Genomic DNA, 23,895 nt, shown 5'->3' on the forward strand with positions numbered 1-23,895 from the left:
GACTCAATCCTGCGGCGGAATCTCGTAGGGCAGGGCGCGCGGCATCAGCGCCGCGCCGCCGGCGTGGCCCAGGTGCAGGCTGCCGCCGTCCAGCGCGGCGAGCTTGATCTCGGCGGCGATGACGGTGCGGCCGTCGCGCGAGCCGCAGCCGGCCACGACCCCGGCCGGCTGCTCGGGGTCGGCGCTGTGGAAGATCTCCTGGCCCACGCTGGCGGCGGCATCGGTCTCGAACACCTGCAGCCGGCGCTTCAGCGTGCCGCGGTACTGGCTGCGCGCCACGATCTCCTGGCCGGGGTAGCAGCCCTTCTTGAAGCTCACGCCGCCCAGCACCTCGAAGTTGATCATCTGCGGCACGAAGGCCTCGACGGTGGCGCCGCGCACCCAGGCCATGCCGGCCTCGGCCTCGGCAGCCGCCCAGGCTTCAGCGGCGATCTCGGTGCCGGCCGGCGCGGGCGCGGCCTGCGGCTGCACGCGCAGCGCACGGGTGGCGCCGGGCAGTGCGATCTGCACGGCGTCGCCGTCGCGCGCCAGCGTCCAGGCCTCGGCGGCCGGCGTGCCCAGCAGGCCGTAGATGGCGAACTCGGCGCTCGCATCGCTGAGCTTGCACTTGGCGCGCAGCACGAACATGGACAGCCGCTTCAGTGTGGCAGCCAGCGTCTCGGCCGGCAGTGCGAGCAGGATCTCGTCATCCGCCGGCTTCCAGCCCACCAGCGTGGCCAGCAGCCGGCCCTTGGCCGTGCAGAAGCCGGCCAGGCGCGCGTGGTCGCGGCCGAGCAGCGCGAAGTCCTGCGTCAGCTGGCCGTGCAGGAAGCTGGCGGCGTCGGCGCCGGCAGCGCGGATCACGCCCCAGTCATGGAGGCGGAGTTGGGAGGCGGGGGAGGCTTCAGACATGCGCGCAATTATCATCAGCGCCCTTTTCACCGGGCCGTCTCTCTGGGTTTACAGCGCATGAAGTGGTTGTTGCGGGCGCTGCTCGCGTTGTTGTTGATCGTGGCGCTGGCAGCCGGTGCGGCCTGGCAGTGGTTGCGCAGCCCGCTGGGCCTGGCCGCGCCGTCGGTGGAACTGTCCATCGAGCCGGGCAGCAACCCGACCGAGGTGGCGCGCGCCTGGGTGGCGGCCGGTGTGCAGACGGACGCGCGGCTGCTCTACCAGTGGTTCAAGTGGTCGGGCCAGGCGCGGCAGATCCGCGCCGGCAGCTACGAGGTGCATGCCGGCGTCACCCCACGCGCGCTGCTGGACAAGATGGTGCGCGGTGACCAGGTGCTGGAGCAGCTGCGCCTCATCGAGGGCTGGAACTGGCGGCAGGTGAGGGCGGCGCTCGCCGCCGCGCCGCACCTGCAGCCCAGGACGGCCGGCATGAGCGATGCGGACGTGATGGCCGCGCTGGGCGCGCCCGGCGTGGCGCCCGAGGGCCGCTTCTTCCCCGACACCTATGCCTACAGCCGTGGCGTCAGCGACCTGACCGTGCTGCGCCGTGCGCACGAGGCGATGAACAAGCGCCTGGCCGCCGCCTGGGCGCAGCGCCAGCCGGGCCTGCCGCTGAAGTCGGCCGATGACGCGCTGATCCTGGCCTCCATCGTCGAGAAGGAAACCGGCGCCCCGGCCGACCGCAGCCGCGTGGCGGCGGTGTTCGTGAACCGGCTGCGCATCGGCATGCCGCTGCAGACCGACCCCACCGTCATCTACGGCCTGGGTGAGGCCTTTGACGGCAACCTGCGCAAGCGCGACCTGCAGACCGACACACCGTTCAACACCTACACCCGCGGCGGCCTGCCGCCCACGCCCATCGCGATGCCCGGCGCGGCCGCGCTGCAAGCCACGCTGAACCCGGCGCCGGTGCGGGCGCTGTACTTCGTGGCACGGGGCGACGGCAGCAGCCAGTTCAGCGACGACCTCGCCGCGCACAATCGCGCGGTCAACCAATACCAGCGCGGCGGCAAGTGACGGGGCGATTCATTTCATTCGAGGGCATCGACGGTGCCGGCAAGTCCACGCAGATCGCGTCCATCGCGGCATGGTTCCGCGCGCGCGGCGACGAGGTCGTGCTGACCCGCGAGCCCGGCGGCACCGCGCTGGCCGAGCAGCTGCGCGCACTGGTGCTGAACCAGCCCATGGATGCGCTGACCGAGCTGCTGCTGATGTTTGCCGGCCGCCGCGATCATCTGCAGGCGCTGATCCAGCCCGCGCTGGCCGCCGGCCGGACGGTGCTGTGCGACCGCTTCACCGACTCCAGCTTCGCCTACCAGGGCGGCGGCCGCGGCCTGCCGTTGAGCATGCTGGAGCCGCTGGCGGACTGGGTGCAGGCGGGCACTGAACCTGAGCTGACGTTCTGGTTCGACCTGCCGCCCGCCGTGGCCGCCGCGCGCCGTGCCGGCGCCCGTGAGGCCGACCGCATCGAGGCCCAGCAGCTGGACTTCTTCGAGCGCGCCCGCGCCGGCTTTGCCGCGCGCGCCGCGCAGGCGCCGCAGCGCGTCGTGCGCATCGACGCCAGCCTGAGCCCGGACGCCGTCTGGCAGCAGGTCGAGGCCGTGCTCGCGCAGCGGTATCCGGCATGCTGAACGCCGACCTGCCCTGGCTGCAGGCGCCGCTGGCCGAGGCGCTGGCGCGGGCCCGTTCGCATGCGCTGCTGGTGCAGGGGCCGGCCGGCGTCGGGCAGCTGGAGCTGGCCGTCAAGCTGGCGCAGAGCTGGCTGTGCGAGGCGGCTGCGCCGGGCGAGCCGGCGTGTAACCACTGCGCCAGCTGCAAGCTGTTCGCGAGCGGTACGCACCCGGATTTCCAGCTGCTGCTGCCCGAGGCGCTGGACGCATCCGCACGCGAGTCGCTGGGCCTGCCATTCGAGGAGATCGAGGTCAAGGCCGGCAAGGCCAAGCCCAGCCGCGAGATCAAGGTCGAGGCCGTGCGCGGCCTGCTGTCCTTTGCGCAGGCGACGTCGGCGCGCGGCCGGGCCAAGGTGGTCGTCATCTTCCCGGCCGAGGCGCTGAACGGCGTCGCCGCCAATGCGCTGCTGAAGACGCTGGAGGAGCCCTCGGGCCTGCTGCGCTTCGTGCTGGCCAGCTTCGACCCCGCCAGCCTGCTGCCCACCATCCGCAGCCGCTGCCAGCCGCTGCCGCTGGCGCTGCCCGAGCGCGGCGCGGCGCTGGCCTGGCTGGCGTCCAAGGGCGTGGAGGGCGCCGAAGGGCTGCTGGCCGCCACGGGCGGCAGGCCACAACAGGCGCTGGAGTGGGCCCACGCCGGCCTCAGTGACGCCGCCTGGCAGGCCCTGCCCAAGCGCGTGGCGCGGGGCGAGGTGCAGGCCTTGTCGGAGCTTGCGCCGCCGCGCGCCATCGACGCGCTACAGCGCCTGTGCCACGACCTCGTGCGCCGCAGCCACGGCCAGCCGGGGCAGTTCTTCGCGCCGGCCTCGCTGCCTAGCCCCAAGCGCGCCGGCCCGCTGCTGGCCTGGGAGGCCGAGCTGCGTCGCGCCGCGCGGCATGCTGACCATCCGCTGAACGCTAGCCTGTGGATCGAGTCGCTGGTGGCGCAGGCCCAGGCCGCCATCGTGGCAGCCGTTCGCTGAATACACTCGGGCCATGAGCGACGCCACTTCCAAGCAGGGTCCGGCCTCCCTGCAATTCCAGCCCAGCCAGCTCGGCGGGGCGCTGCCGTTGCCCGTCGTGGGCGGTGTTGGCGCGAGTTCCGGCGCGCGGCCCAGCGTCATCCAGCTGGTGTTCCGCGAGAAGTCGGCGCTGTATGCGGCCTACATCCCGGCGTTCACCGAGGGCGGCCTGTTCGTGCCGACGACGCGCGACTACCGGCTGGGCGAGGACATCTACCTGCTGCTGGCACTGCCGGACGACAACCAGCGCTACCCCGTGGCCGGCAAGGTGGCCTGGCTGACCCCGGCCAATGCCTCCGGCGGCCGCACGCAGGGCGTGGGCGTGCGCTTCCCGGGCGACGAGAAGACCCGCCTGATCCGCGTGCGCATCGAGGAAGTGCTGGGCACGGCTGTGTCCTCCAGCAAGCCCACGCAGACGCTCTGACCTGATTCGCCCGCGCCACGCGGGCGCCGTGACCGATGTTCATCGATTCCCATTGCCACCTGAGCTTTCCCGAGCTGCGCCAGCGCCTGCCCGACATCCTGGCCGACATGCGCCATGCACAGGTCGAGCAGGCCATCTGCATCTGCACGCAGATGGAGGAGTTCGAGGACGTGCATGCGCTGGCCATGGCGCATGACGCGCTGTGGTCCACCGTCGGCGTGCACCCCGACACCGAGGACATGCGCGAGCCCGACGTGGCCGAGCTGGTTCAGCTCGCGTCGCGCCCCAGGGTGGTCGCCATCGGCGAGACGGGGCTGGACTACTACCGCCTGAACGGCCGCAGCATCGCCGACATGGAGTGGCAGCGCGAGCGTTTCCGCACGCACATCCGCGCGGCCAAGCAGGCGCGCAAGCCGCTGGTCATCCACACCCGGTCGAGCGCCGCCGACACGCTGCGCGTGCTGGACGAGGAGGGCGGCGAGCAGGCGGGCGGCGTGTTCCACTGCTTCACCGAGACGGCCGAGGTGGCGCTGGCGGCGGTGGAGCGCGGCTACTACATCTCGTTCTCGGGCATTGTCAGCTTCAAGAACGCGCAGGACCTGCGTGACCTGCTGAAGCTGCTGCCGCTGGACCGCGTGCTGATCGAGACCGACAGCCCCTATCTGGCGCCCGTGCCCTTCCGCGGCAAGACCAACACGCCGGCCTACGTGCCCCACGTGGCCCAGGCGGTGGCGGACGCCGTGGGCCTGCCGGTGGCCGAACTGGCGGCGCGCACGTCGTCCAACACGCGGCGCCTGTTCCGGCTGCCGGAGGCCGCATGAAGCGCGCGCTGACCGCCCTGGCCCTGGCCGGCGCGCTGCTGGCGCAGGCCGCGCCCATCGACGACTTCGTCAAGGCGGCCGAGATGAACGACCCGCGAACCGTCAAGGCGCTGCTGGCGCGCGGCATCAACCCCAACCAGGCCGATGCACGTGGCCGCACGGCCGTGTTCACGGCCGTGCGCGAGGGGTCGCTGCAGGCGCTGGAGGCCTTGCTGGCCGACGCGGCGCTGGATGCCGATGCGCCCAATGCCGATGGCGAGACGCCGCTGATGCTGGCGGCCATCCGTGGCGAACTGGCTGCGGTGAAGGCGCTGGTGAAGCGCGGCGCGGCCGTCAACCGCAAGGGCTGGACGCCGCTGCATTACGCCTGCAGCGGGCCCGACAACGGCGTGGCCGCCTTTCTGATCGCGCAGGGGGCGGCGCTGAATGCGCGCTCCGACAACGGCACCACGCCGCTGATGATGGCGGCCCGCTATGGCAGCGGCGACCTGGTGCCGCTGCTCCTGAAGGCCGGCGCCGAGCCGCGCGCAGCCAACGAGCAGGAGCTGACCGCGGCCGACTTCGCGGTGCGCGGCGGGCGCGATGCGATGGCCGCCGAACTGCGGCGCGCCATGGCCGAGCGCCAGCGTGCGGCAGACACCGGGCGTTGAGCGCTGCGCCGCAGCGGCCGTGTAGGAAAAAACCTGACAGCCCGCAGCGCGCTGTGCCGACTGTTGCGGCATGAGCCGGCTGCCTACAGTGAGGCCATCGACTCCACCCGAGGCCCACCATGCTGTCCAACACCCCGAACCTGGCCGATCCCTTCGCGATGCTGATCTCGCCCGATGCGGTGATGACCGCGATCGAGCGCTCCGACCGCCTGGCTCGCCTGCAGCGCCGGGTCTACCGGCCGCTGGACCGCCCGTGGATCCCGCTGCGCAGCGGGGCTTCGGATTTCGACCGCGCCATCGACGCCGAGCCCGAAGTGCCCGACCTGTCCGACGACGCGCTCTGAAAGCAAAAACGCCCGCAACTGCGGGCGTTTTCGTTGACGCGGTTGCCGGCGCTCAGACGCGCTTGCGGTACTCGTGCGTGCGGGTGTCGATTTCGATCTTGTCGCCGTTCTCGACGAACAGCGGCACGGCGATTTCGAAGCCGGTGCCGACGATGCGGGCGGGCTTCATGACCTTGCCCGAGGTGTCGCCCTTGACGGCCGGCTCGGTTTCGATCTCGCGCACGACGCTGGTGGGCAGTTCGACCGAAATGGCCTTGCCGTCGTAGAAGGTCACTTCCACGGCCATGCTGTCTTCCAGGTAGGAGATGGCATCGCCCATGTTCTCGGCTTCGACTTCGTACTGGTTGTACTCGGTGTCCATGAACACATACATCGGGTCAGCGAAGTAGGTGTACGTGCACTCCTTCTTGTCGAGGATGATCTGCTCCATCTTGTCGTCGGCCTTGAACACGAGTTCAGCACCGGCGCCGTTGAGCAGGTTCTTCATCTTGATGCGCACGGTGGCTGCACCGCGGCCGCCACGGCTGTATTCGGTCTTCAGCACGACCATCGGGTCCTTGCCCTGCATGATCACGTTGCCGGCGCGGATTTCTTGAGCGAGTTTCATGGTGGGTATCTCAGAGTGAGGGCCGGCAGCGAATCAGCCGGCTTGTGGTGCGCACCAGACTCCGAAAATCTCCCGGCGTGGCGCGGCAAAGCCCGACATTCTAGCCGTAAGCGCCTACGAAGCCTTGCAACTGCGCCAGCAGATCGGGCTGGGCCGTCAACTGCGCACGCCAGGCTGGCGCATGGGTGGCGGCTTCATCCAGGCCGATGAGTGACGCCGGCAACGCATCCAGGCCGTTCCAGCCGCGCCAGACGGCGCGCCAGGCTTCGGGCAGGCCGGCGCGGGCCATGAAGGCCTCCAGCTTGGCGTGGTGGGCATCGTCTTCCGGCTGCGGGTAGATGTGCCAGACGAAGGGCTTGCCGGCCCACTGCGCGCGCACGAACGAGTCCTCACCGCGCACGAAGTTCAGGTCGCAGGCCCACAGCAGTCGGTCGTAGTCGTCCTGCGGCAGGTAGGGCAGAGCGATGCTGCGCAGGTTGGGGCGCGCGGTGATCAGCGGTTGCAGCGGCCCGGGGCAGGCCAGCACCAACGTCGGCTGCTCGGCCAGACTCGCCAGCAGCGCGGGCAGCTGCGCGTTGGCATAGGCGAACAGGCTGACGACACGCTCGCCCTCCTCGGGCGCCCAGCCGCGTGCGGCCAGCCACGCCGGCCCGTCGAAGTGCTCGATGCGCTCCAGCACACCGGTCTCGCGCAGCAGGCCACCGGTGCGGGGCGTGAAGCCGGGGTAGAAGAAGTGCTTGCTCAGCCCCGCGCCGGGGCCGTGGCACTGCGGCGACGCCAGGCCGTGGCTGCGCTCCACGTAATCCTCCGCGCTGAGGTATTCGAGGTTGATCCAGCGCGGCGCGGGCCGCCGCGCGGCCATGCGGTTGACGAAGGAGGCGGGCAGCTCACAACCAAAGGCCTCGATGACCACGTCGCCGGGTGTCACGTCAACGTCGCTCACGGGCCAGGGGCGGATGTCGACGCCATGACGCCGGTCGGGGCGCTCGGGCGCCATCCAGGCCAGCGCCGAGGCGTCGTCCACCCACAGTCGCGCCTGGCCGCCGCGGGCCACGATGTCCCGCGCCAAGCGCCAACACACGCCAATGTCGCCATGGTTGTCGATGACGCGGCAGAAGATGTCCCAGAGCATCGGCGCTTTCATGAGGCGTGATTGTCCCAGGCCAAAATCCTGCCGATGTCCAGCACGACTCCTTCCAACGCCGACCTCGGCGAGCAGACCCAGGCCGAGTGGGCCGCCGAGCGCGCCGTCATCGAGGCTGCCGAGAAGCAGCGCACCGCCGAGATGGAGGCCGCCGCGCGCGTGATGCGCGAGAGGCTGCTCGCTGAGGTCGGCGCGCTGCCGGCCTTGCCGGGCGTGTATCGCTACTTCGACGCCAAGGACGAGGTGCTCTACGTCGGCAAGGCCAAGGACCTGAAGAAGCGCGTCAGCAGCTACTTCCAGAAGAATCATGGCGGCACGCGCATCGGCATGATGGTGGCGCGTATCGCCCGCATGGAAACCACGGTGGTGCGCACCGAGGCCGAGGCGCTGCTGCTCGAGAACAACCTGATCAAGGCGTTGAACCCGCGCTTCAACATCCTGTTCCGGGACGACAAGAGCTACCCCTACCTGAAGATCACCTCGCACGACTACCCCCGCATGGCCTACTACCGCGGCGCGGTGGACAAGCGGCATCAGTACTTCGGCCCCTTCCCGAGCGCCTGGGCGGTGAAGGAGTCCATCCAGCTGATGCAGAAGGTCTTCAAGCTGCGCACCTGCGAAGACAGCGTCTTCAACAACCGCAGCCGGCCCTGCCTGCTGCACCAGATCAAGCGCTGCTCTGCGCCCTGTGTGCCCGCCGGCCAGACGGGCGAGTACGCGCGGGATGTGAAGAGCGCCGAGGCCTTTCTGCGCGGCGATACCGACGCGGTGATGGCCTCGCTGCAGGAGCAGATGGCCGCCTACGCCGAACGCTTCGAGTACGAACTGGCCGCCGAGGTGCGCAACCAGATCCAGGCGCTGGCCAAGGTGTTGCAGCAGCAGGTCGTTGACGAGAGCAGCGCCACGGGCGGCGAACGCGACGTGGACATCCTGGCCGTCAAGGTGCAGGGCGGCAAGGCGTGCGTGAACCTGGCCATGGTGCGGGGGGGGCGCCATCTTGGCGATCGCGCCTTCTTCCCCAAGCATGTCGACGATGCGACCGCGATGCTGATGGACGACGACGAGGCCTTGTCGCCCGAGCGGCAGGTGCTGGAGGCGTTCATGGCACAGCACTACCTGGCCTCGCCACCGCCTGGACTCATCCTGGTCAGTGAGCCGGTCGATGCCGGGCTGGGTGACGTGCTGGGCAGCCAGGCGGGCGGCCGCCTGGGTGGTCGGGTTAGCGTGCAGGCTCAGCCACGTGGCCAGCGGCGGATCTGGCTGGAGATGTGCGTCAAGGGCGGCGAGCTGGCGCTGGCGCGCCTGCTGGCGGAGGAGGGCTCGCAGCAGGCGCGCACGCGTGCGCTCGTGGACGCGCTGGAGCTGTCCGTCACTGAGATCGACAAGTTCCGCGTGGAGTGCTTCGACATCAGCCACACGGCCGGCGAGGCGACGATGGCCAGCTGCGTTGTCTTCGAAGGGCATCAGATGCAGAGCAGCCAGTACCGCCGCTACAACATCGAGGGCATCACCGGCGGCGACGACTACGCCGCCATGCGCCAGGTGCTGACGCGTCGCTACGCCAAGATGGCGGAGGCCGCACAGCTGGGTACCGGACGGCTGCCGGATCTCGTGCTCGTGGACGGCGGCCGCGGCCAGGTCAGCATGGCACGCGAGGTCTTTGAGGAACTTGGGCTGGATCTGAGCCTGATTGCCGGCGTCGAAAAAGGCGAGGGCCGCAAGGTCGGCCTGGAGGAACTGGTGTTCGCCGACGGGCGCGAGAAGGTCTACCTCGGCCGCGACTCGGCGGCGCTGATGCTGATTGCGCAGATCCGCGACGAGGCGCACCGCTTCGCCATCACCGGCATGCGCGCCAAGCGTGCCGCCACGCGCACCGGCGGCTCGCGGCTGGAGGATGTGCCGGGCGTCGGCCCCAAGAAGCGCTCGCAGCTGCTGCAGCGCTTTGGCGGCGTGCGTGGCGTGGCCGGCGCTAGCGTGGACGAGCTCTGCAGCGTCAAGGGCATCTCGCGCGAACTCGCCGAAGATATCTACCGAGCCTTGCATTGACCCGGAGACCCGTGATGACGCTCACCACCGCCTGCCAACGTGTTGCCGCTTGGCTGATCGCACCGCTGCTGGCGGCTTGCGGCGCAGCGCCGCGCGCACCGGCAACCAACGTAACGGCGGCACCGCCGCCGCCCGCGCCTGTGGCCAGCCCGGCGCCTGCGCTCGCTGCGCCCGCCGCTGCTCAGCCGTCGGCGGCGCTGACCAAGCCCAAGGGACTGCCGGCGCCCAAGGCCGTTCGCACGCACGAGGAGCTGCGTCGGCAGGCGGCCGACCGCATCATCATGGCCAACCCCGAGCGCACCTACATGACGCCCGCGCCTTCGCACCTGCTCACCGTCGTCGTGCTGGACGTGGAGCTCAAGTCCGATGGCAGCGTTCGCAAGATCAATGTGCTGCGGCCGCCGCGCTTCGGGCCTGAGACGCTGCAGATGGCCATCGATGCCGTGCACCGCGCCGCGCCCTTCGGCGATGTGCGCCGCATGCCCGAGCCCTGGCGCTTCACCGAGAGCTTTCTGTTCGACGAGGACCGTCGCTTCAAGCCCCGCAGCCTGGACTAAGCCCTGCCGCCGCGGGCCGCTTGGCAACGCCGCCACAGTCCTGGCCTGAGGAGGCTGCCGCCTTGGGCACAATGCCAGCCATGTTCTGGACACTCCCGACCCTGCTGACTTGGGCCCGCATCGTGGCCATCCCGCTCATCGTCGGGGTGTTCTACCTGGAGCTGGCGCCTGCGCACCAGAACCTGTTTGCGACCGTGCTGTTCATCGTCGTCGCGCTGACCGACTGGTTGGATGGCTACCTGGCCCGCAAGCTCAACCAGACCTCGTCCTTCGGTGCCTTCCTCGACCCGGTGGCCGACAAGTTCCTCGTCTGCTCTGCGTTGCTCATCCTGCTGGAGCTGGGGCGCGTGAATGCCTTTGTGGCGCTGGTCATCGTGGGCCGCGAGATCGCCATCTCGGCGCTGCGCGAATGGATGGCGCAGATCGGCGCGTCGCGCAGCGTGGCCGTGCACATGGTGGGCAAGCTCAAGACCACGGTGCAGATGGTGGCCATCCCCTTCCTGCTGTACGACGGCGTGCTGTTCGGCTTCGTTCCGACGCGTCTGTGGGGTACCTGGCTGATCTACGCAGCCGTCGTGCTGACCATCTGGTCGATGGTGTATTACCTGCAGAAGGCGCTGCCCGAGATCCGCGCCAAGGCGCGCTGATCGTGCGGCGTGGCGGCCGGCAGCAGGGCGAGTTGTATCCGGACTTTTCCCGCCCCTCCGCGCCGCGGAGCCGCGTCTAGAATCCGCTTCCCCGCGCCAGCCCGGGCCGTCGTCATCACGGTCATCAAAGAGCTGGCGGCAGTACGCGGGACCCAATCGCTGAATCGTCCAATCTGGGGGGGCATGAGTGAACAAGTCCGAATTGATCGAGCACATCGCCAAGCAGGCCGACATTTCCAAGGCCGCTGCCGGCCGTGCGCTCGAGGCCGTGATCGGCGGCGTCAAGACGACGCTGAAGAAGAACGGCACGGTCTCGCTGGTGGGCTTCGGCACCTTCAGCGTCACCAAGCGCGCAGCGCGCGCCGGCCGCAACCCGAAGACGGGCGACGCCATCAAGATCAAGTCGGCCAAGGTGCCCAAATTCAAGCCCGGCAAGGCGCTGAAAGACGCTTGCAACTGAGCCCCCTCGCCAGGCCTGATAATCCCGGTTTTCCGGGCGCTTAGCTCAGTTGGTAGAGCACCTCCCTTACACGGAGATTGTCGGCGGTTCGAGCCCGTCAGCGCCCACCACCCACCCTGCAGCGGCAGCTGCGGTGCCGCATCTAGAATGCAGCTCCCCTCGAAGGCGAACCTCGGTTCGCCTTTGTTGCGTTTGATCCCTCAAGGCTCTCCGAGATGTTTGATTTCGTTCGCCAGCACAACCGCCTGTTCCAGTTCATCCTGCTGCTGTTGATCCTGCCGTCCTTCGCGTTCGTCGGCATGGAGGGCTACACCAGCATGATGGGCGGCGCCAACGCCGGCGTGGCCAGCGTCAACGGCCGCAAGATCACGCAAGGCGAGTGGGACATGGCCGTGCGCGAGCAGAGCGACCGCGTGCGCCGCCAGAACCCCACCGTGGATGCCAAGCTGCTGGACACGCCCGAGGCCAAGCGCCAGGCGCTGGAAGGCATGGTCAACGAGCGCACGCTGCAGGCCGCAGCCTTGCACCAGCACTTCACGCCCAGTGCCGAGGTCACCAAGGCGCGCTTCTGGGCCGATCCGCAACTGGCCTTCCTGCGCAACGCGGATGGCACCGTCAACAAGGCCATCCTGGCCGCCCAGGGGATGACGCCATCGGGCTTCCTGGAGCGTCTGCGCCAGGACTACGGCCTGCGCCAGGTGATGGCACCCGTGGAAACGTCCGCCATCGGCGGCGCGGCCAATGCCAAGCTCGCCTTCGATGCGCTGCTGCAGCAACGCGAAGTGCAACTGCAGCGCTTTGACGTCGCCGCGTTTGCCGCCAAGCTGAACCCCAGCGACGCCGAGCTGGAGGCTTTCTACAAGGAGCCGGCCAACGCGACCAAGTTCCAGCTGCCCGAATCGGCCCAGATCCAATACCTCGTGCTGGACATCGAGGCACTGAAGAAGGACGTCAGCTTTACCGAGGACGACCTGCGCAAGTACTACGACGAGAACGCTTCGCGCTACGGCGTGCCGGAAGAGCGCCGCGCCAGCCACATCCTCATCAAGGCCGAGCGCAGCGCGGCCGCCGATGAGCGCGCCAAAGCCAAGGCCAAGGCCGAAGCCCTGCTGGCCGAGGTGCGCAAGAACCCGGCGTCGTTCGCCGATGTCGCCAAGAAGAACTCGCAGGACGAGGGCTCGGCCGTGAACGGCGGTGACCTGGACTTCTTCGGCCGTGGTGCGATGGTCAAGGAATTCGACGCCGCCGTGTACGCGATGAAGCAGGGCGAGATCAGCAACGTCGTCGAGACCGATTTCGGCTTCCACATCATCCAGCTCACGGGCGCCCGCGGCGGTGACAAGAAGTCGTTCAACGACGTGCGTGGCGAGGTCGAGGCCGAGGTGCGCAAGCAGTTGGCCCAGCGCAAGTACACCGAAGCGGCCGAGCAGTTCGGCAACCTCGTCTACGAGCAGTCCGACAGCCTGCAGCCCGCGGCCGACAAGCTCAAGCTTCAGATCCAGACGGCCACCGTCGCCCGCCAGCCCCAGCCGGGCGCCGTCGGCCCGCTGGCCTCTGCCAAGGTGCTGGATGCCGTGTTCGGCGCCGAAGCGCTGCGCAACAAGCGCAACACCGAAGCCGTTGAGGCCGGCCCCAGCCAGCTCGTGTCGGCGCGTGTCGTGCAGCACAACCCGGCGCGCGTGCCGCCGCTGGCCGATGTGAAGGACAAGGTCCGCGCCCAACTGCTGCAAAAGCTCGCGAGCGCCGAAGCCAAGAAGGCTGGCGAGGCGCGCCTGGCCGCGCTGAAGGCCAACCCGGCCGACACCGCTGGTCTGGAGGCCGCGACGACCGTGTCGCGGGCCAAGCCCATGAACCTCAGCCGGGCTCAGCTCGAGGCCGTGCTCGGTGCTGACGCCAGCAAGCTGCCGGCTGCCGTGGGTGTGGCTGCGGACGACGGCAGCTATGTCGTCGTGCGCATCAACCAACTGCAGCCGCGTGATGCGAGCGTCATCGACGACAAGCGCGCCGCCCAGCAATACGCCGCCGCCTGGGCACGAGCCGAAGGCCAGGCCTACCTGTCGGTGCTGAAGTCTCAGTACAAGGCGGTCATCAAAGTGGCCGCTCCCGCATCTTCTGCTAGCGCACCGTAAATTTCTGCGCTATACTCTATGGCTCTGCGGTGGTTGTAGCTCAGTTGGTAGAGTCCAGGATTGTGATTCCTGTTGTCGTGGGTTCGAGTCCCATCAGCCACCCCAAGTAATACGAAGTCCCCTATGAAGACTGGTTCTCATAGGGGATTTTTCTTTGGCGCTTTGTACTTGCCTTTGTACCTGAGAGGTTCGCTATGACGAAAGCGAGCCCTGAATTGAAGCCCATGCAAGGCGTCCACCGGCCGGAAGGTTCGGTGAACTGGCACTACCAAAAGAAGTTTCCGAAGGACCTGCAAGGGCACCCGGAGGCGCCCCGCAACGGGTGGGCGCACCGCGGAACCCTGGGCACGTCCGACCTCCGCGAAGCGAACGGCAAGGCCGCGCATCTGCTGTCCGGGCTGGAGAAACAGTGGGCGCTGATGCGGCAGGCCCTGACCATCACGCCACCCGAGGCCGTCTCGACTGAGCTGCGGGGCGCCATCGCGCATCAGTTGAAGGCGCGCATGCTGGCCGCCGACGAGGCGCAGCGGTCTGACCCGGTAGCGTTGGCGCAGTCACTGGCTGGCTGGTGGGAGACTCAGGAGCGTGGCCGCAAGGTCGCCCACGAGGCCACCGAGGAAGACGCCTACAGGCCGCGCCAGGTGCCGCGGGTGCTGACCGACAGCGGCCGGCAGGATGTGGAAATGCAGGTCCGAGTTGGACGCTCCGAGGTGCCGCTGTTCGAGTTGCTGCCAATGCTCCATGAGCGTCACGAGGCGGCTCACAAGGATGCTCGTCAGCGTTTGGCCCGTGGGCAGTCAGGGCCGTTCCTGCTCCTGGCCGATGCCGCAGCACAGTCCCTTGGCGTGAACCTGGGGGCAGATGGCTGGTCCAGTCGGGAAGCTGCGGAGCTACGCAAGGCATGCCAGCGGGCCTACCTCGACGGTCTGGAGGCGCTGGCCGCACGAGGGCAAGGCGTACTGGTCGAAACGCCAAAGCCGCTTCAGGCCGCGCCGAAACCTGCCGCCGTGTTGACATTGGGGCATGTACTGGGCGAGGTGGTCTCCAGGCACCCCGAAAACGGATTCAAGCGCAAGGTCCAGTCCGCCGCGTGGCTCATGCAGCAGTGCATCGACCCGAAGATGCCCGCCGCCGGCTTGCTTCAGAAGCATGTGAGCGACTTCCTCGACGCCATCAGCCGTCTGCCGGTGGATTGGTACACGCGCACGCAGCGCGGCGACAGCGTCCGTCAGCTCCTCGCCGAGAAGCATCCGAAGTGCATCAGCCCGTCCACGTTCGAGAGCACCTACCGGATGGCGGTCGGGACGCTCCTTCGGCGCGCCGCGCACGAGTTCGGGGACCAAGGCTTCCCCCGCGGGCTCGGTACTGAGTTCGCCGTGTACCGTGGCGAGCGCGGGGAGGATGAGGAGAAGCAGCGCAACTTCAAGGCTGACGAACTGCGCCGGATGTTCGAGGGGGCCGAGTTCGCGGCACTTGCTGCCGACCCGACCGTGGAACACCAATACTGGTTGCCGCTGGCGCTGCTCTACACAGGGGCACGAGCCCGCGAGCTGTGCCAGGTCAATCCGCAGACCGACTTCGGAGAGTTCGAGGGTGTTTCTTTCTTGACCATCGACAAGGCAACGCCAGCCGATGAGGGCGTGGTGAAGTCGGTCAAGACGCATGAAGCCCGGCAGGTGCCCATTCACCCGGAACTGGTCCGCCTGGGCTTCCTAGACTACCTGAAGCGGATCAAGGCTGGCGGTGCGCGCCGGTTGTTCCCGGCCTTCGGGATCAACAAGGGGGACGCGGCCTATCGTGCGAAAGACTGGTTTGGCGTCTGGCTGGATCAGCTCGGGCTTCGCGACGAGACCCCAGGGGCGATGCTCACGGGCTGTCATGCCTTCCGCAAGACCTTCTGCACACAGGCGGGCCACCTGAAGCTGCCCTTCGAGGCGCTGACTGGGCATGCCGACCCGTCCCGGTCAGCCGTGGTCCGGAAGTCCTACCTAATGGAGCCCACGCGGGCGCGTGAGAAGCTGGCAGTGTTGGAGCGCATCCGTTTCGAGGTGGCCCCTCCATTCCATTGCCGGCACAGACCGGCCGACCAGTAGGAAAGCCTGCCTGTACGAATCGTTCCCCGTAGGGGTGTACAGGCTGGGCGCTTCTGGGCCTCGCGCCGGGCTCAGAAGTCGGCTTCTTCCTCTTCGGGCTCCTGAGCCCATTCGCTCGCAGCGCGTTCTTGGAGTCGCCGGTCCCAGCGCTGCAACGCGCGCAGGAACAACTCCACCTTGGAGTCGTGCAGGGTGCCCCAGGTCTTGCCGAGCTGCTTGCAGATTTCTTCGACCTCTCGCTCTTCCCACTGGTCGCCTCCCGGTTCGCCGTCCGTGAGCCCCTTCTCGAGCCGGCGCGCCTCCCTCCAGGTCATGTCCTGGACCGCAGCATCGGTGTAGCCGTGGGTGCCAGTCAATGACGCATGCACGCGGCGTTGATCCCCAACTGCCGAGGTTCCCAGCCCGGTGGCAGCGGCCGTGTCCTTCTTGGAGGGGCGGGCGGCTTCCGGCAGGCAAGTGAGCCTCCACGCGGCCTCGGCCCGCTCGGCTGTGCCCATGTGGAGTCGGTTCTTCTTGTTCTCGTTCGTGGCGAGCATCAGCATGGCCTGCGGCGTGCCGACCTCGACTTTCACCTTGACCTGCTCCGCGCCGGCCTTCTCGTAGGCGGCGAGCCGGTGGTGACCATCGACGCAGACCCATTCCGCGCCACTCCACCAGACGCTGATAGGGTCCACGCTGCCCTGCGCCTTGATGACCCCCGCGAGGTCCGCGATGTGCCTGACGCTGTCGGCCTCGTTCGGGTCACGCACCTGGAACACCTCGGGGATGGTCCGGATGCTCCAAAGGGACAGTGAGTCGCCGATGCTTGGCTGTGGCTTGCCGCCCGTGTGCGCCTTGGTCAGCTTGGTCCATGCCTTGCCGCGGCTCGCGGCCTTCCCTGCCGGGCGCTTCATGCCAGCGCCTCCAGGGCTTCCGCGAGCTGGCGTTGCTCGGCCTTGGCCTTGGCTTCCTCGGCGCGCTCCTTCTCCGCCAGCATGAAGCCGGCCAGCCCGAACGCCTCGCGGAGCTGGCGACCCAGCAACTCTGCCACGCGTGGCGGCAAGTCCCGGTAGACCTTCGTTGTCCGCTGGGCCTTGTGGTTCCAGTAGGACCCGGCGTTGACGGCCGCGAGGCCCCGCACGCGGCGCACGAGCTGGAAGTCAAAGGCTCGGTCAGAGGCGAATCGTCGGGGCTCCGCATCGCGCATGAGGAACATCGCCAGGGCTGCGTTTACGACGGTTGCGGGCAGGACCGAGCCGGCCAGGGCCTGGACCTGCTGTGCTGCATGGACCTGGGTGGCGACCATCGCGTTACCCGTGCTCCATTCGGCCAGGATGCTCTGCGCGTGGCTCTCCAGAGCGGCCCAGCGGGCCTCTAGGATGCTCCAGGCGGCGCTGTCGATGTTCTTGGCGCGGCGGGCTTCTACGCGCTTCAGGTAAGGCTTGAGCCGGTGAACCGTGATGCCGTCCTGCTCGGGGTGGCCGTGGCGGCGCTGGATGTGTTTGTGGTTGTCGCAGAGGGTGGAATAGCCCGTGGTGCCCTCGGTGCAGCCTCGCGCTGCGCATTGCTTCGTCATGTTCTCGGAGTTGTCAGATTCGTCCCCATCCCCCCGCGGGGACAGGCAAGGAAACATTCGCGGCCCTGGGCGGGGCGGCAGAAGGGAGTGTCCCACGCGGCCTAACTGGGCCGAGCGCGGACAGCACGTCTTTGGTTCGACCTCGCGCCATCTGCTATGGCTGGGTGGGCCTTCTTCGCCGACAGTGGGATCATGCGGCCTACACGATTCCGAGCTGCCCATGACACCGAACGAATTCCAAACAGTCTTGGATTTCGCAGCCACTGCGCGCGGATTCTGTATCTGGTGTGAGGATGAAAGCGCTGAGCGCACTGATGTGCATGCTGCGTCTTGGCTGGCCCGTCTTTACGGGTTGGGAGTTGTGCTTCCATCGGTGAACTCCGACAACGAGGATGGTCTGCCCGACCTGCCAACCGATGTCCTCCTGCGCGTGCAGACCAATCTGGCGGGTTTCAGTGGCCGGTACTACCGCGAAGTGTTTGATCCAGCCCCGGAACTGGACGACCAACCCGTCATCGGCGACATAGGCGATGACTTGCTGGACACCTACAAGGATGTACGGCGCGGTCTGATGCTGTTCGACGACGGTGCTGTCGCTGAGGCGCTTTGGCAGTGGTCGTTCCTGCATCGCGTCCATTGGGGGCGGCACTGCGCAGGTGCGCTTCTCGCGCTTCACGGCCTAACGCTGTCGAACCTCGATTAGTTGTCCGCGGCGGCGTTGACTGAGCCGCGGCTGGGCGCCCGCTCAAGCACTCGGCGGACTGCCGTTGCCGTCCATTGCCCCCCGCGCGCCGTGGCGATGCCCTCCGCGTCAAGCTGCTGGGCGATGGCGTTCAGGCTCGTGATGCCACGGGCCTGGAGGGTTTGAATGTGGCAGGCCAAGTCGGCGGCGCGGGCGTTTGCCGCGGCCTTGACCGCTGCGGTGGCCGCACTCTGTCCGACGCCAGGGCGCAGGTGGTGGGAAGCCTTGCGGTCCCACTGCCCATCGCGGGCTACCTTCGCGCGCAGCGCTGCCCTCGTTCGCTCGCTGATGAGGCCAGCCTCCAGTTCGGCCACCGAGGCCATCTGCTGGAGCATGAAGCGGCCTGCAGCGCCGGGGGGAATCTGGGGCAGGTCGCAGAACTGCACATCCACGCCGCTGTCCACCAGCTCCATCAGGAACCGCTGGTTGCGGGATAGCCGGTCCAGCTTCGCAATGATGAGCGTGGCCCGGTGAACCCGGCAGGCGGCCAAGGCTGCGGCCAGGGCAGGGCGCTTGTCGTTGCGCCCGCTCTCTTCCTCTACGAACTCGACGATGGGAGGGAAGCCGGTCGAGCCGGTCAGGAACTGGCGCACCAGCTCGCGCTGCGCCTCCAGGCCCAGGCCGCTACGGCCCTGCTTGGCGGTGCTGACCCGGTAGTAGCCGACGAACTTGCGCGAGGTTGTTGTGGTCTTCATTGGGCGCGCATCCTGCCCGGCGCGCCGCGCTGTGTCAAATCATGGCTACGTTCGTTGCGATGGTGTGACATGGCTTCTTCGCCGCCTGAATCTGCATGCCCTACCGGCTGTAGTTAGGTTCTGCTTGCTGGAAACCGTGGGGGGCAGGGGGGGCGGTCGGCCCGGGATCACATCCGATGACCTCTCAAAAAATCTCGCCAAAACATCGCCCGCGTCGCTGCTTGGCGAGGTTGCTGCCGTGCCATCATCGCGGCCATAGGGGGACGATGGAATGAAAGCAGTCGAGGTCTTCACGCCAGGCAAGGAGCCTGGAATCACGTACATCGACGACCACCTCAAGGAGAGGGCCGGGAGGCTGGCCGATGCCCTGTCATCCGGCGCAACGGTCATTTCGCTGTCCGGCCCGTCAAAGTCAGGCAAGACTGTTTTCATTGAGAAGAACATTGGCAAAGACCGGCTGATCCAGGTGACCGGAGCGGGCGTCACAGACACTGCCAAGCTCTGGGACCGTGTTTTCGATTTGATTGGCACCCCGACAGGCAAGAGTGTCACGACGACCACCTCAAACGAGTCATCGCTCGGCGGGAAGCTCGGCGGCGAAGCGGGCGTGCCGTTTCTTGCGAAGGGGAGCGGCGAGGTTTCCGCGGGATACAAGTCCGGGGGCAGTTCTGCCGAGAAGGTCGATACCTCCATCGACTACCTCCAACTGCTGATCAGAGAGCTGGGCGGCACGGGGCTGGTCGTCTTCATCGACGATTTCCACTACATCCCGAGTGACGTTCAGGTCGAGCTGTCCAACCAGATCAAGGAGGCCATCCGCAACGATGTCATCTTCGTCGTTGCGTCTGTGCCCTACCACTCAGACGATGCCATCCGCGCCAACCCTGACCTGCGTGGACGCATGATCAAGTTGGACTTCGACTACTGGAGGCCAGACGAGCTGGCGAAAATCGCCCAGAAGGGTTTCGAGGCGCTTAACGCCAGTGCCTCCCCGGCCTATGTCACGGCGCTGGCCAGCGAGGCAGCGGGGTCGCCCCAGCTCATGCAGTCACTGTGCCTCAACACTTGCTTCGAGAACGATGTGCGTGAGCGTGCGGATGGGGCTGTCCGCCAGCTCGCATCTGACCGTGCGGCCATAGAGAAGGTGTGCAGTCGTGCAGTTGCGATTGCAGACTACTCATCCACGGTGGCGAAGATGAAGCAGGGGCCGAAGACGCGCGGCACGGAGCGGAACTCCTACCTGACAAGCAGCCAAGACGTCGTTGACGTTTATCCGCTCATCCTGCGGGCTATCGCGCAGGACCCTCCAGAGTTGACTTTGAGGTATCCCAACCTCCAAGGCCGGATTCAGTCGCTTTGCGTCAAGGATCATCCAAGCGGGTCGAGCGTCACGGGAGCCTGCTCGCACATGGCGGGCATCGCCAACGATTCCGAGAATCGCAATGTGATCGAGTGGGATGGTGGCAGCGACGTGTTTGACATCCGCGACCCCTACTTGCTGTTCTACCTGCGCTGGAGCGACTACTGACGTGCCATCGCCTGCCGCGGTAGACTGAGCCTTGAACCTCTCTTTGTACTTGGCTTGAACTGATGGCGCCTAAGTGCTTGATTCGTAAGGGCGGCGCTGCGGGATTTCAGCTTCCCATCAGCCACCCCAAAAAAACGAAGACCCGGAAGCGAAAGCCTCCGGGTCTTTTTCTTTGTGCGGCGCGCTTATGCCTGGCTGAGCGCAGTGTTATTCAAGACGCGTAGCCCAGCGGCAGTGCTGTCGTGAGCTTGAGCTCTTCCATCGCAAAGCTCGAACTCACGTCGTGCAGCTGCGTGCCCGCGATGAGGCGCTTGTAGACCTTGTCGTAGGCGGCGATGTCCGGCACGACAACGCGCAGCAGGTAGTCCACGTCGCCGCTCATGCGGTAGAACTCGACGACCTCCGGAATGGCCTGCACCGTGGCCTTGAAGGTCTCGAACCAGGCCTCGGTGTGCACGCTGGTGCGCACCGACACGAACACCGTCACGCCGACGTTGACCTTGCGTGCGTCCACCAACGCCACCTGGCGCGTGATGACGCCCGCCTCCTTGAGCCGCTGGATGCGCCGCCAGCACGGCGTGCTGGACAGGCCCACCTGCTCGGCAATCTGCGCGACCTGTTGTTCCGCATCCCGCTGAAGGATGTCGAGAATCCTGATGTCAATGGCATCCAATTTCATTCTTGAGATGCTAAGAGGAATTGCATTGCGCGAAGCGCGTTGACGGGCGCTATTTCGGCAATGTGGTGCTCAGCCGCCGTCCGCAGAATGCCGGCATGGACATCTACCTCGACGCCAACGCCACCACGCCCGTTCTGCCCCAGGCCCGCGAGGCGGCGCTGGCGGCGATGGCGGAGGACTTCGGCAACCCCAGCAGCATCCATGGCACCGGCCTGAAGGCGAGGGCGCTGATGGACGGTGTGCGCGACCGGGCGCGCCGCGTGCTGGGTGCCGATGGCGGGCGCTTGTTGTTCGTCAGCGGCGCGACCGAGGGCATACAGACGGCCGTGCTGTCCGCGCTGCTGGCGCTGCGCGACCGTGTGGACCGGCCGGCCCTGCTGCTCTACGGCGCTACGGAGCACAAGGCCGTGCCCGAAGCCTTGCAGCACTGGCAGGCGCTGCTGGGGCTGGACCTGCAGTTGCTGGCCATCCCGGTGACGCGCGATGGCCGGCACGATCTCGACTGGCTTCGCGCCCATGCGCCGCGGGCCGGGCTGGTGTGCACCATGGCGGCCAACAACGAGACCGGCGTCATCAGCGACCTGGACGGCATCGCTGACGCGCTGGCCGGCGGCCCGGCGCTGTGGCTGGTGGACGGCGTGCAGGCGCTGGGCAAGCTGCCGCTGGCACTGACGCGCCGGCGCATCGACTACGCGCCGTTCTCGGGCCACAAGCTCTACGCGCCCAAGGGCATCGGCCTGCTGTACGTGCGCGACGGTGCGCCGTTCACGCCGCTGCTGGCGGGCGGCGGCCAGGAGGGCGCCTCGCGGGCGGGCACGGAGAACATGTCGGGCATTGCTGCGTTAGGTGCCGTGCTGAGTGCGCTGGAGGACGGGCGCACGTTTGCCGACGCCGCGACGCAGGCGGGCTTTCGTGATCAGTTGGCGGCGGCGCTGCGCGAGGCCTTCCCGTCCCTGGTGTTCAACGCACCGCCGGCGCTGTGTCTGCCCACGACGCTGAACTTCTCCGTGCCCGGTGTCAGCTCGCGCCAATTGTTGGACCTGTTCGACGCGGCCGAGCTGCGCGTGAGCGGGGGCTCGGCCTGCAGTGCGGCCGCAGCGCGGCCCAGCGAGGTGCTGACGGCCATGGGCCTGCCGGCCTGGCAGGCTGCGTCGGCGGTGCGGCTGTCGTTCGGGCCGGCAGCAGACCAAGCCTTCATCACCGAAGCCTGTGCGCGCATCCGGGGCTGTGGCCAGGCCTTGCGCGACAGCAGCCTGCCGGTGGCCGGCCTGACCCGCTTCGTCGTGGATGGCGCCTGTTGCTATGCCCTGGCCGATACCGCCAGCCGGCGAGCGGTGGTGATCGACCCGCTGCCGGAGCTCACCGAGCGCCTGTCGCGCTGGCTGGGCGGTCAGCAGCTGACGCTCGCAGCCGTGCTCGACACCCACAGCCACGGTGATCACGCGTCGTCGGCAGCGGCGCTGTGGGCCGCGGTCGGGCAGGCGCCCGGCGACGTGGATGCACTGGGCTGGCCGCACGCGGCGGCGGCGCTGGCGCTGGGCGAGCGCTCCATCACGCGGCTGGCGCTGCCCGGCCACACGCAGGACTCGACCGCCTACCTGCTGCATGACGCCACTGGCCTGCGCCACGCCTTCGTCGGCGACACCGTGCTGCCCGGCGCGCTGGGGCGCAGCGACTTCCCGCAGAGCGCGCCGCTGGCCTATGCCGGCTCGCTGCAGCGCCTGGCCGAGGCGGTGGGCCTGCACGGCCTGCTGCTGCCCGGGCATGACGAGGCCGGCGCCGTGGCGACCACCTTGGCCGTGGAATGCGCTGCGCAGCCGCTGCTGGCCGCGGTGCTGGGCGGGCGGCTGGATGCCGCCGGGCTGGCGCAGGCCAAGGCGCTGCTGGAGCAAGACCTGGCACCAACCCGGTACCAGACGCTGGCCTGCGGCGCGCGTGTGGAACCCGATCGGGCGGCGGACGCCGTGGAACTCGGCGCGCCGGCCCTGCGTGCGCTGTTGGCGGCGCACCCGGGTCTGCGGCTGGTGGATGTGCGCGAGCCGTACGAGCAGTGCCTGGGGCTGATGCCCGCGCTGCCCGGCCGATGCGTGCTGGAAGCCGTGCCGCTCGGCGTCCTGCCCGATGCGTTGCCGGGCTGGCTGGCGTTGCCGGCCGGCACGCCGGTCGTGTTCTTCTGCCGCAGCGGCAACCGCAGCGCCCAGGCCGCACGGGCCTTGCGGCGGCTGGGCTGCGCGCAAGCCTGGAGCCTGGCCGGCGGCCTGGCGCTGTGGCCGCGCGCGCCGGTGGCGACGGCAGACGCCGCGCTGGCGATCTGATCGGCCGAACAAGGCCCCCCAGGCCAGCCAGTTCGGCGCTTGCCGGGCCGCTTTGTGTCCGCCCCGACATACAGCGGCGACAGAGGGCTTACCTGCGCTTCCAAGAATGAGCGCACCCGCCGCCGCAGACGTGGCGGGGCCTCAACCTCTTTGCGAAGGAGTCACCATGAGCACGATCAGCGGCCTGGGCGGCATGAGCCGTTCCTGGCCAAGCGCCGAAAGCGGCCAGAGCCGCAAGGCCGAACACGAGGCGCGCCTGTTCGCCAAGGTGGACAGCGACGGCAGCGGCGGCGTGGACGCCACCGAGCTAGCCTCGATGCTGGAACACACGGGCCAGTCCGGCGACAGCGCCGAGTTGCTGGCCCAGATGGACGGCGATGGCGACGGCAGCCTGTCCAGCGAGGAGTTGGGCCAGGGCATGCGCGAGCTGATGCCGCCGCCGTCGTCCACGCTGGCGTTCGCGCAGTCACGCGGCGCTGCGAACGACGAGGTCGACGCCTTCGCCGAGCTGGACGCCGACGGCGATGGCCAGTTGACGCGCGCCGAGTTCGAGGCCGGCCGCCCGGCGCCGCCGCCCGGCGGCATGCCGCCCCCGGCCGCCGGCGGTGGCAGCACCAGCACCACCAGCGCGACATCGACGGACTACGACCCGCTGGACGTGAACCAGGACGGCACGGTGTCCGAGATCGAGCGCCTGGCGGGCCAGCTCAAGGAACTGGCCGATGCGAAGGCCAGCGACGCTGCGCAGGACCCCGCCACCACCGAGATCGCCCAGCTCGCACAGAAGCTCTACGACCAGATCGCGAAGAACTGGCTGCAGAGCCCGGCCACGACGGCCACGCAGCTCAGCACCACGGCTTGACC

General features: G+C 68.3%; 24 protein-coding genes and 2 tRNA genes. 19 read left to right on the forward strand and 7 right to left on the reverse strand.

Annotation, left to right across the window (positions count from 1 at the left end; genetic code table 11):
* Positions 1 to 3: 3 nt before the first annotated feature.
* Positions 4 to 891 (reverse strand): CAF17-like 4Fe-4S cluster assembly/insertion protein YgfZ, encoded by an 888-nt coding sequence (gene ygfZ, locus NYO99_RS03945; protein WP_268165791.1) that lies wholly within the window; start codon positions 889 to 891, stop codon positions 4 to 6.
* 57 nt (positions 892 to 948) lie between these two features.
* Here ygfZ and mltG point away from each other — a divergent pair, with 57 nt between their 5' ends.
* The 7 genes from mltG to NYO99_RS03980 all read left to right on the forward strand — a co-directional run bounded on the left by mltG (position 949) and on the right by NYO99_RS03980 (position 5,834).
* Positions 949 to 1,944: an endolytic transglycosylase MltG gene (gene mltG / locus NYO99_RS03950; protein WP_268165792.1), complete on the forward strand. Its 996-nt coding sequence runs from the start codon at positions 949 to 951 to the stop codon at positions 1,942 to 1,944.
* Complete coding sequence (gene tmk, locus NYO99_RS03955) at positions 1,941 to 2,558, forward strand: dTMP kinase (RefSeq protein WP_268165793.1); 618 nt, start codon at positions 1,941 to 1,943, stop codon at positions 2,556 to 2,558. The genes mltG and tmk overlap by 4 nt, the downstream gene beginning before the upstream one ends.
* Positions 2,552 to 3,556: a DNA polymerase III subunit delta' gene (locus tag NYO99_RS03960; RefSeq protein WP_268165794.1), complete on the forward strand. Its 1,005-nt coding sequence runs from the start codon at positions 2,552 to 2,554 to the stop codon at positions 3,554 to 3,556. The genes tmk and NYO99_RS03960 overlap by 7 nt, the downstream gene beginning before the upstream one ends.
* 13 nt (positions 3,557 to 3,569) lie before the next feature.
* Positions 3,570 to 4,019, forward strand: coding sequence for a PilZ domain-containing protein (locus NYO99_RS03965; protein ID WP_268165795.1), 450 nt, complete (start codon positions 3,570 to 3,572; stop codon positions 4,017 to 4,019).
* A 35-nt stretch (positions 4,020 to 4,054) separates the two neighbouring features.
* Positions 4,055 to 4,840: a TatD family hydrolase gene (locus NYO99_RS03970; RefSeq protein ID WP_268165796.1), complete on the forward strand. Its 786-nt coding sequence runs from the start codon at positions 4,055 to 4,057 to the stop codon at positions 4,838 to 4,840.
* Entirely contained in the window at positions 4,837 to 5,490 is a 654-nt protein-coding gene (locus NYO99_RS03975) for an ankyrin repeat domain-containing protein (protein WP_268165797.1), read from the forward strand. Before NYO99_RS03970 ends, NYO99_RS03975 begins: the two co-directional genes overlap by 4 nt.
* 119 nt (positions 5,491 to 5,609) lie before the next feature.
* Positions 5,610 to 5,834, forward strand: a complete 225-nt coding sequence (locus tag NYO99_RS03980) for a hypothetical protein (RefSeq protein WP_268165798.1) — start codon at positions 5,610 to 5,612, stop codon at positions 5,832 to 5,834.
* Positions 5,835 to 5,886: 52 nt separating this feature from the next.
* Here NYO99_RS03980 and efp read toward each other — a convergent pair whose 3' ends face one another.
* Entirely contained in the window at positions 5,887 to 6,441 is a 555-nt protein-coding gene (gene efp, locus NYO99_RS03985; protein ID WP_268165799.1) for an elongation factor P, read from the reverse strand.
* Positions 6,442 to 6,541: 100 nt separating this feature from the next.
* Positions 6,542 to 7,585 (reverse strand): elongation factor P maturation arginine rhamnosyltransferase EarP, encoded by a 1,044-nt coding sequence (earP, locus tag NYO99_RS03990; protein ID WP_268165800.1) that lies wholly within the window; start codon positions 7,583 to 7,585, stop codon positions 6,542 to 6,544.
* A gap of 33 nt (positions 7,586 to 7,618) precedes the next feature.
* Here earP and uvrC point away from each other — a divergent pair, with 33 nt between their 5' ends.
* The 8 genes from uvrC to NYO99_RS04030 all read left to right on the forward strand — a co-directional run bounded on the left by uvrC (position 7,619) and on the right by NYO99_RS04030 (position 15,517).
* Positions 7,619 to 9,631, forward strand: coding sequence for an excinuclease ABC subunit UvrC (uvrC, locus tag NYO99_RS03995; RefSeq protein WP_422395471.1), 2,013 nt, complete (start codon positions 7,619 to 7,621; stop codon positions 9,629 to 9,631).
* Positions 9,632 to 9,645: 14 nt separating this feature from the next.
* Complete coding sequence (locus NYO99_RS04000) at positions 9,646 to 10,188, forward strand: hypothetical protein (protein WP_268165801.1); 543 nt, start codon at positions 9,646 to 9,648, stop codon at positions 10,186 to 10,188.
* Between the two features lie 80 nt (positions 10,189 to 10,268).
* A complete protein-coding gene (gene pgsA, locus NYO99_RS04005; protein WP_268165802.1) occupies positions 10,269 to 10,835 on the forward strand; it encodes a CDP-diacylglycerol--glycerol-3-phosphate 3-phosphatidyltransferase in 567 nt (188 codons plus the stop codon).
* Between the two features lie 187 nt (positions 10,836 to 11,022).
* Entirely contained in the window at positions 11,023 to 11,295 is a 273-nt protein-coding gene (locus NYO99_RS04010; protein ID WP_268165803.1) for an HU family DNA-binding protein, read from the forward strand.
* A gap of 34 nt (positions 11,296 to 11,329) precedes the next feature.
* Positions 11,330 to 11,405: transfer RNA gene (locus tag NYO99_RS04015), tRNA-Val, on the forward strand.
* A 105-nt stretch (positions 11,406 to 11,510) separates the two neighbouring features.
* On the forward strand, positions 11,511 to 13,424 hold the full coding sequence (locus NYO99_RS04020) for a peptidylprolyl isomerase (protein WP_268165804.1): 1,914 nt from the start codon (positions 11,511 to 11,513) through the stop codon (positions 13,422 to 13,424).
* A 29-nt stretch (positions 13,425 to 13,453) separates the two neighbouring features.
* Positions 13,454 to 13,529: transfer RNA gene (locus tag NYO99_RS04025), tRNA-His, on the forward strand.
* 89 nt (positions 13,530 to 13,618) lie between these two features.
* Positions 13,619 to 15,517 (forward strand): DUF6538 domain-containing protein, encoded by a 1,899-nt coding sequence (locus tag NYO99_RS04030; RefSeq protein ID WP_268165805.1) that lies wholly within the window; start codon positions 13,619 to 13,621, stop codon positions 15,515 to 15,517.
* Between the two features lie 71 nt (positions 15,518 to 15,588).
* On the opposite strand, the gene NYO99_RS04035 is transcribed toward NYO99_RS04030, so the two are convergent.
* Together NYO99_RS04035 and NYO99_RS04040 are read right to left on the reverse strand one after the other, a co-directional pair.
* Positions 15,589 to 16,410 carry a ParB/RepB/Spo0J family partition protein gene (locus NYO99_RS04035; protein WP_268165806.1) on the reverse strand — a complete coding sequence of 274 codons (822 nt, stop codon included), beginning with the start codon at positions 16,408 to 16,410 and terminating at the stop codon, positions 15,589 to 15,591.
* Positions 16,407 to 17,072, reverse strand: coding sequence for a hypothetical protein (locus NYO99_RS04040; protein WP_268165807.1), 666 nt, complete (start codon positions 17,070 to 17,072; stop codon positions 16,407 to 16,409). The genes NYO99_RS04035 and NYO99_RS04040 overlap by 4 nt, the downstream gene beginning before the upstream one ends.
* Before the next feature lie 220 nt (positions 17,073 to 17,292).
* Here NYO99_RS04040 and NYO99_RS04045 point away from each other — a divergent pair, with 220 nt between their 5' ends.
* Positions 17,293 to 17,775 carry a DUF5063 domain-containing protein gene (locus tag NYO99_RS04045; RefSeq protein ID WP_268165808.1) on the forward strand — a complete coding sequence of 161 codons (483 nt, stop codon included), beginning with the start codon at positions 17,293 to 17,295 and terminating at the stop codon, positions 17,773 to 17,775.
* Here the strand turns inward: NYO99_RS04045 and NYO99_RS04050 are convergent.
* Positions 17,772 to 18,509 (reverse strand): recombinase family protein, encoded by a 738-nt coding sequence (locus tag NYO99_RS04050; protein ID WP_268165809.1) that lies wholly within the window; start codon positions 18,507 to 18,509, stop codon positions 17,772 to 17,774. The genes NYO99_RS04045 and NYO99_RS04050 overlap by 4 nt on opposite strands.
* 271 nt (positions 18,510 to 18,780) lie before the next feature.
* On the opposite strand from NYO99_RS04050, the gene NYO99_RS04055 reads away from it, so the two are divergent.
* Positions 18,781 to 20,037, forward strand: coding sequence for a hypothetical protein (locus NYO99_RS04055; RefSeq protein WP_268165810.1), 1,257 nt, complete (start codon positions 18,781 to 18,783; stop codon positions 20,035 to 20,037).
* A gap of 211 nt (positions 20,038 to 20,248) precedes the next feature.
* On the opposite strand, the gene NYO99_RS04060 is transcribed toward NYO99_RS04055, so the two are convergent.
* A complete protein-coding gene (locus NYO99_RS04060) occupies positions 20,249 to 20,716 on the reverse strand; it encodes an Lrp/AsnC family transcriptional regulator (protein WP_394397659.1) in 468 nt (155 codons plus the stop codon).
* A 95-nt stretch (positions 20,717 to 20,811) separates the two neighbouring features.
* On the opposite strand from NYO99_RS04060, the gene NYO99_RS04065 reads away from it, so the two are divergent.
* Both NYO99_RS04065 and xopAW read left to right on the forward strand, forming a co-directional pair.
* Positions 20,812 to 23,031: an aminotransferase class V-fold PLP-dependent enzyme gene (locus NYO99_RS04065; protein ID WP_268165811.1), complete on the forward strand. Its 2,220-nt coding sequence runs from the start codon at positions 20,812 to 20,814 to the stop codon at positions 23,029 to 23,031.
* A gap of 166 nt (positions 23,032 to 23,197) precedes the next feature.
* Positions 23,198 to 23,893, forward strand: coding sequence for an EF-hand domain-containing protein (gene xopAW, locus NYO99_RS04070; RefSeq protein WP_268165812.1), 696 nt, complete (start codon positions 23,198 to 23,200; stop codon positions 23,891 to 23,893).
* The last annotated feature ends 2 nt before the right edge of the window (positions 23,894 to 23,895 follow it).

Source organism: Roseateles hydrophilus (assembly GCF_026712245.1).
In the GTDB taxonomy this organism is placed as follows: domain Bacteria; phylum Pseudomonadota; class Gammaproteobacteria; order Burkholderiales; family Burkholderiaceae_C; genus Pelomonas; species Pelomonas hydrophilus.

Excerpts from the sequence above, each read along its gene's own strand:
- ygfZ (WP_268165791.1), bottom strand. The coding sequence starts at position 891 with ATGTCTGAAGCCTCCCCCGCCTCCCAACTCCGCCTCCATGACTGGGGC.
- mltG (WP_268165792.1), top strand. The coding sequence starts at position 949 with ATGAAGTGGTTGTTGCGGGCGCTGCTCGCGTTGTTGTTGATCGTGGCG.
- NYO99_RS03960 (WP_268165794.1), top strand. The coding sequence starts at position 2,552 with ATGCTGAACGCCGACCTGCCCTGGCTGCAGGCGCCGCTGGCCGAGGCG.
- NYO99_RS03965 (WP_268165795.1), top strand. The coding sequence starts at position 3,570 with ATGAGCGACGCCACTTCCAAGCAGGGTCCGGCCTCCCTGCAATTCCAG.
- NYO99_RS03970 (WP_268165796.1), top strand. The coding sequence starts at position 4,055 with ATGTTCATCGATTCCCATTGCCACCTGAGCTTTCCCGAGCTGCGCCAG.
- NYO99_RS03975 (WP_268165797.1), top strand. The coding sequence starts at position 4,837 with ATGAAGCGCGCGCTGACCGCCCTGGCCCTGGCCGGCGCGCTGCTGGCG.
- NYO99_RS03980 (WP_268165798.1), top strand. The coding sequence starts at position 5,610 with ATGCTGTCCAACACCCCGAACCTGGCCGATCCCTTCGCGATGCTGATC.
- efp (WP_268165799.1), bottom strand. The coding sequence starts at position 6,441 with ATGAAACTCGCTCAAGAAATCCGCGCCGGCAACGTGATCATGCAGGGC.
- earP (WP_268165800.1), bottom strand. The coding sequence starts at position 7,585 with ATGAAAGCGCCGATGCTCTGGGACATCTTCTGCCGCGTCATCGACAAC.
- uvrC (WP_422395471.1), top strand. The coding sequence starts at position 7,619 with ATGTCCAGCACGACTCCTTCCAACGCCGACCTCGGCGAGCAGACCCAG.
- NYO99_RS04000 (WP_268165801.1), top strand. The coding sequence starts at position 9,646 with ATGACGCTCACCACCGCCTGCCAACGTGTTGCCGCTTGGCTGATCGCA.
- pgsA (WP_268165802.1), top strand. The coding sequence starts at position 10,269 with ATGTTCTGGACACTCCCGACCCTGCTGACTTGGGCCCGCATCGTGGCC.
- NYO99_RS04020 (WP_268165804.1), top strand. The coding sequence starts at position 11,511 with ATGTTTGATTTCGTTCGCCAGCACAACCGCCTGTTCCAGTTCATCCTG.
- NYO99_RS04030 (WP_268165805.1), top strand. The coding sequence starts at position 13,619 with ATGACGAAAGCGAGCCCTGAATTGAAGCCCATGCAAGGCGTCCACCGG.
- NYO99_RS04035 (WP_268165806.1), bottom strand. The coding sequence starts at position 16,410 with ATGAAGCGCCCGGCAGGGAAGGCCGCGAGCCGCGGCAAGGCATGGACC.
- NYO99_RS04040 (WP_268165807.1), bottom strand. The coding sequence starts at position 17,072 with ATGACGAAGCAATGCGCAGCGCGAGGCTGCACCGAGGGCACCACGGGC.
- NYO99_RS04045 (WP_268165808.1), top strand. The coding sequence starts at position 17,293 with ATGACACCGAACGAATTCCAAACAGTCTTGGATTTCGCAGCCACTGCG.
- NYO99_RS04050 (WP_268165809.1), bottom strand. The coding sequence starts at position 18,509 with ATGAAGACCACAACAACCTCGCGCAAGTTCGTCGGCTACTACCGGGTC.
- NYO99_RS04055 (WP_268165810.1), top strand. The coding sequence starts at position 18,781 with ATGAAAGCAGTCGAGGTCTTCACGCCAGGCAAGGAGCCTGGAATCACG.
- NYO99_RS04060 (WP_394397659.1), bottom strand. The coding sequence starts at position 20,716 with ATGAAATTGGATGCCATTGACATCAGGATTCTCGACATCCTTCAGCGG.
- NYO99_RS04065 (WP_268165811.1), top strand. The coding sequence starts at position 20,812 with ATGGACATCTACCTCGACGCCAACGCCACCACGCCCGTTCTGCCCCAG.
- xopAW (WP_268165812.1), top strand. The coding sequence starts at position 23,198 with ATGAGCACGATCAGCGGCCTGGGCGGCATGAGCCGTTCCTGGCCAAGC.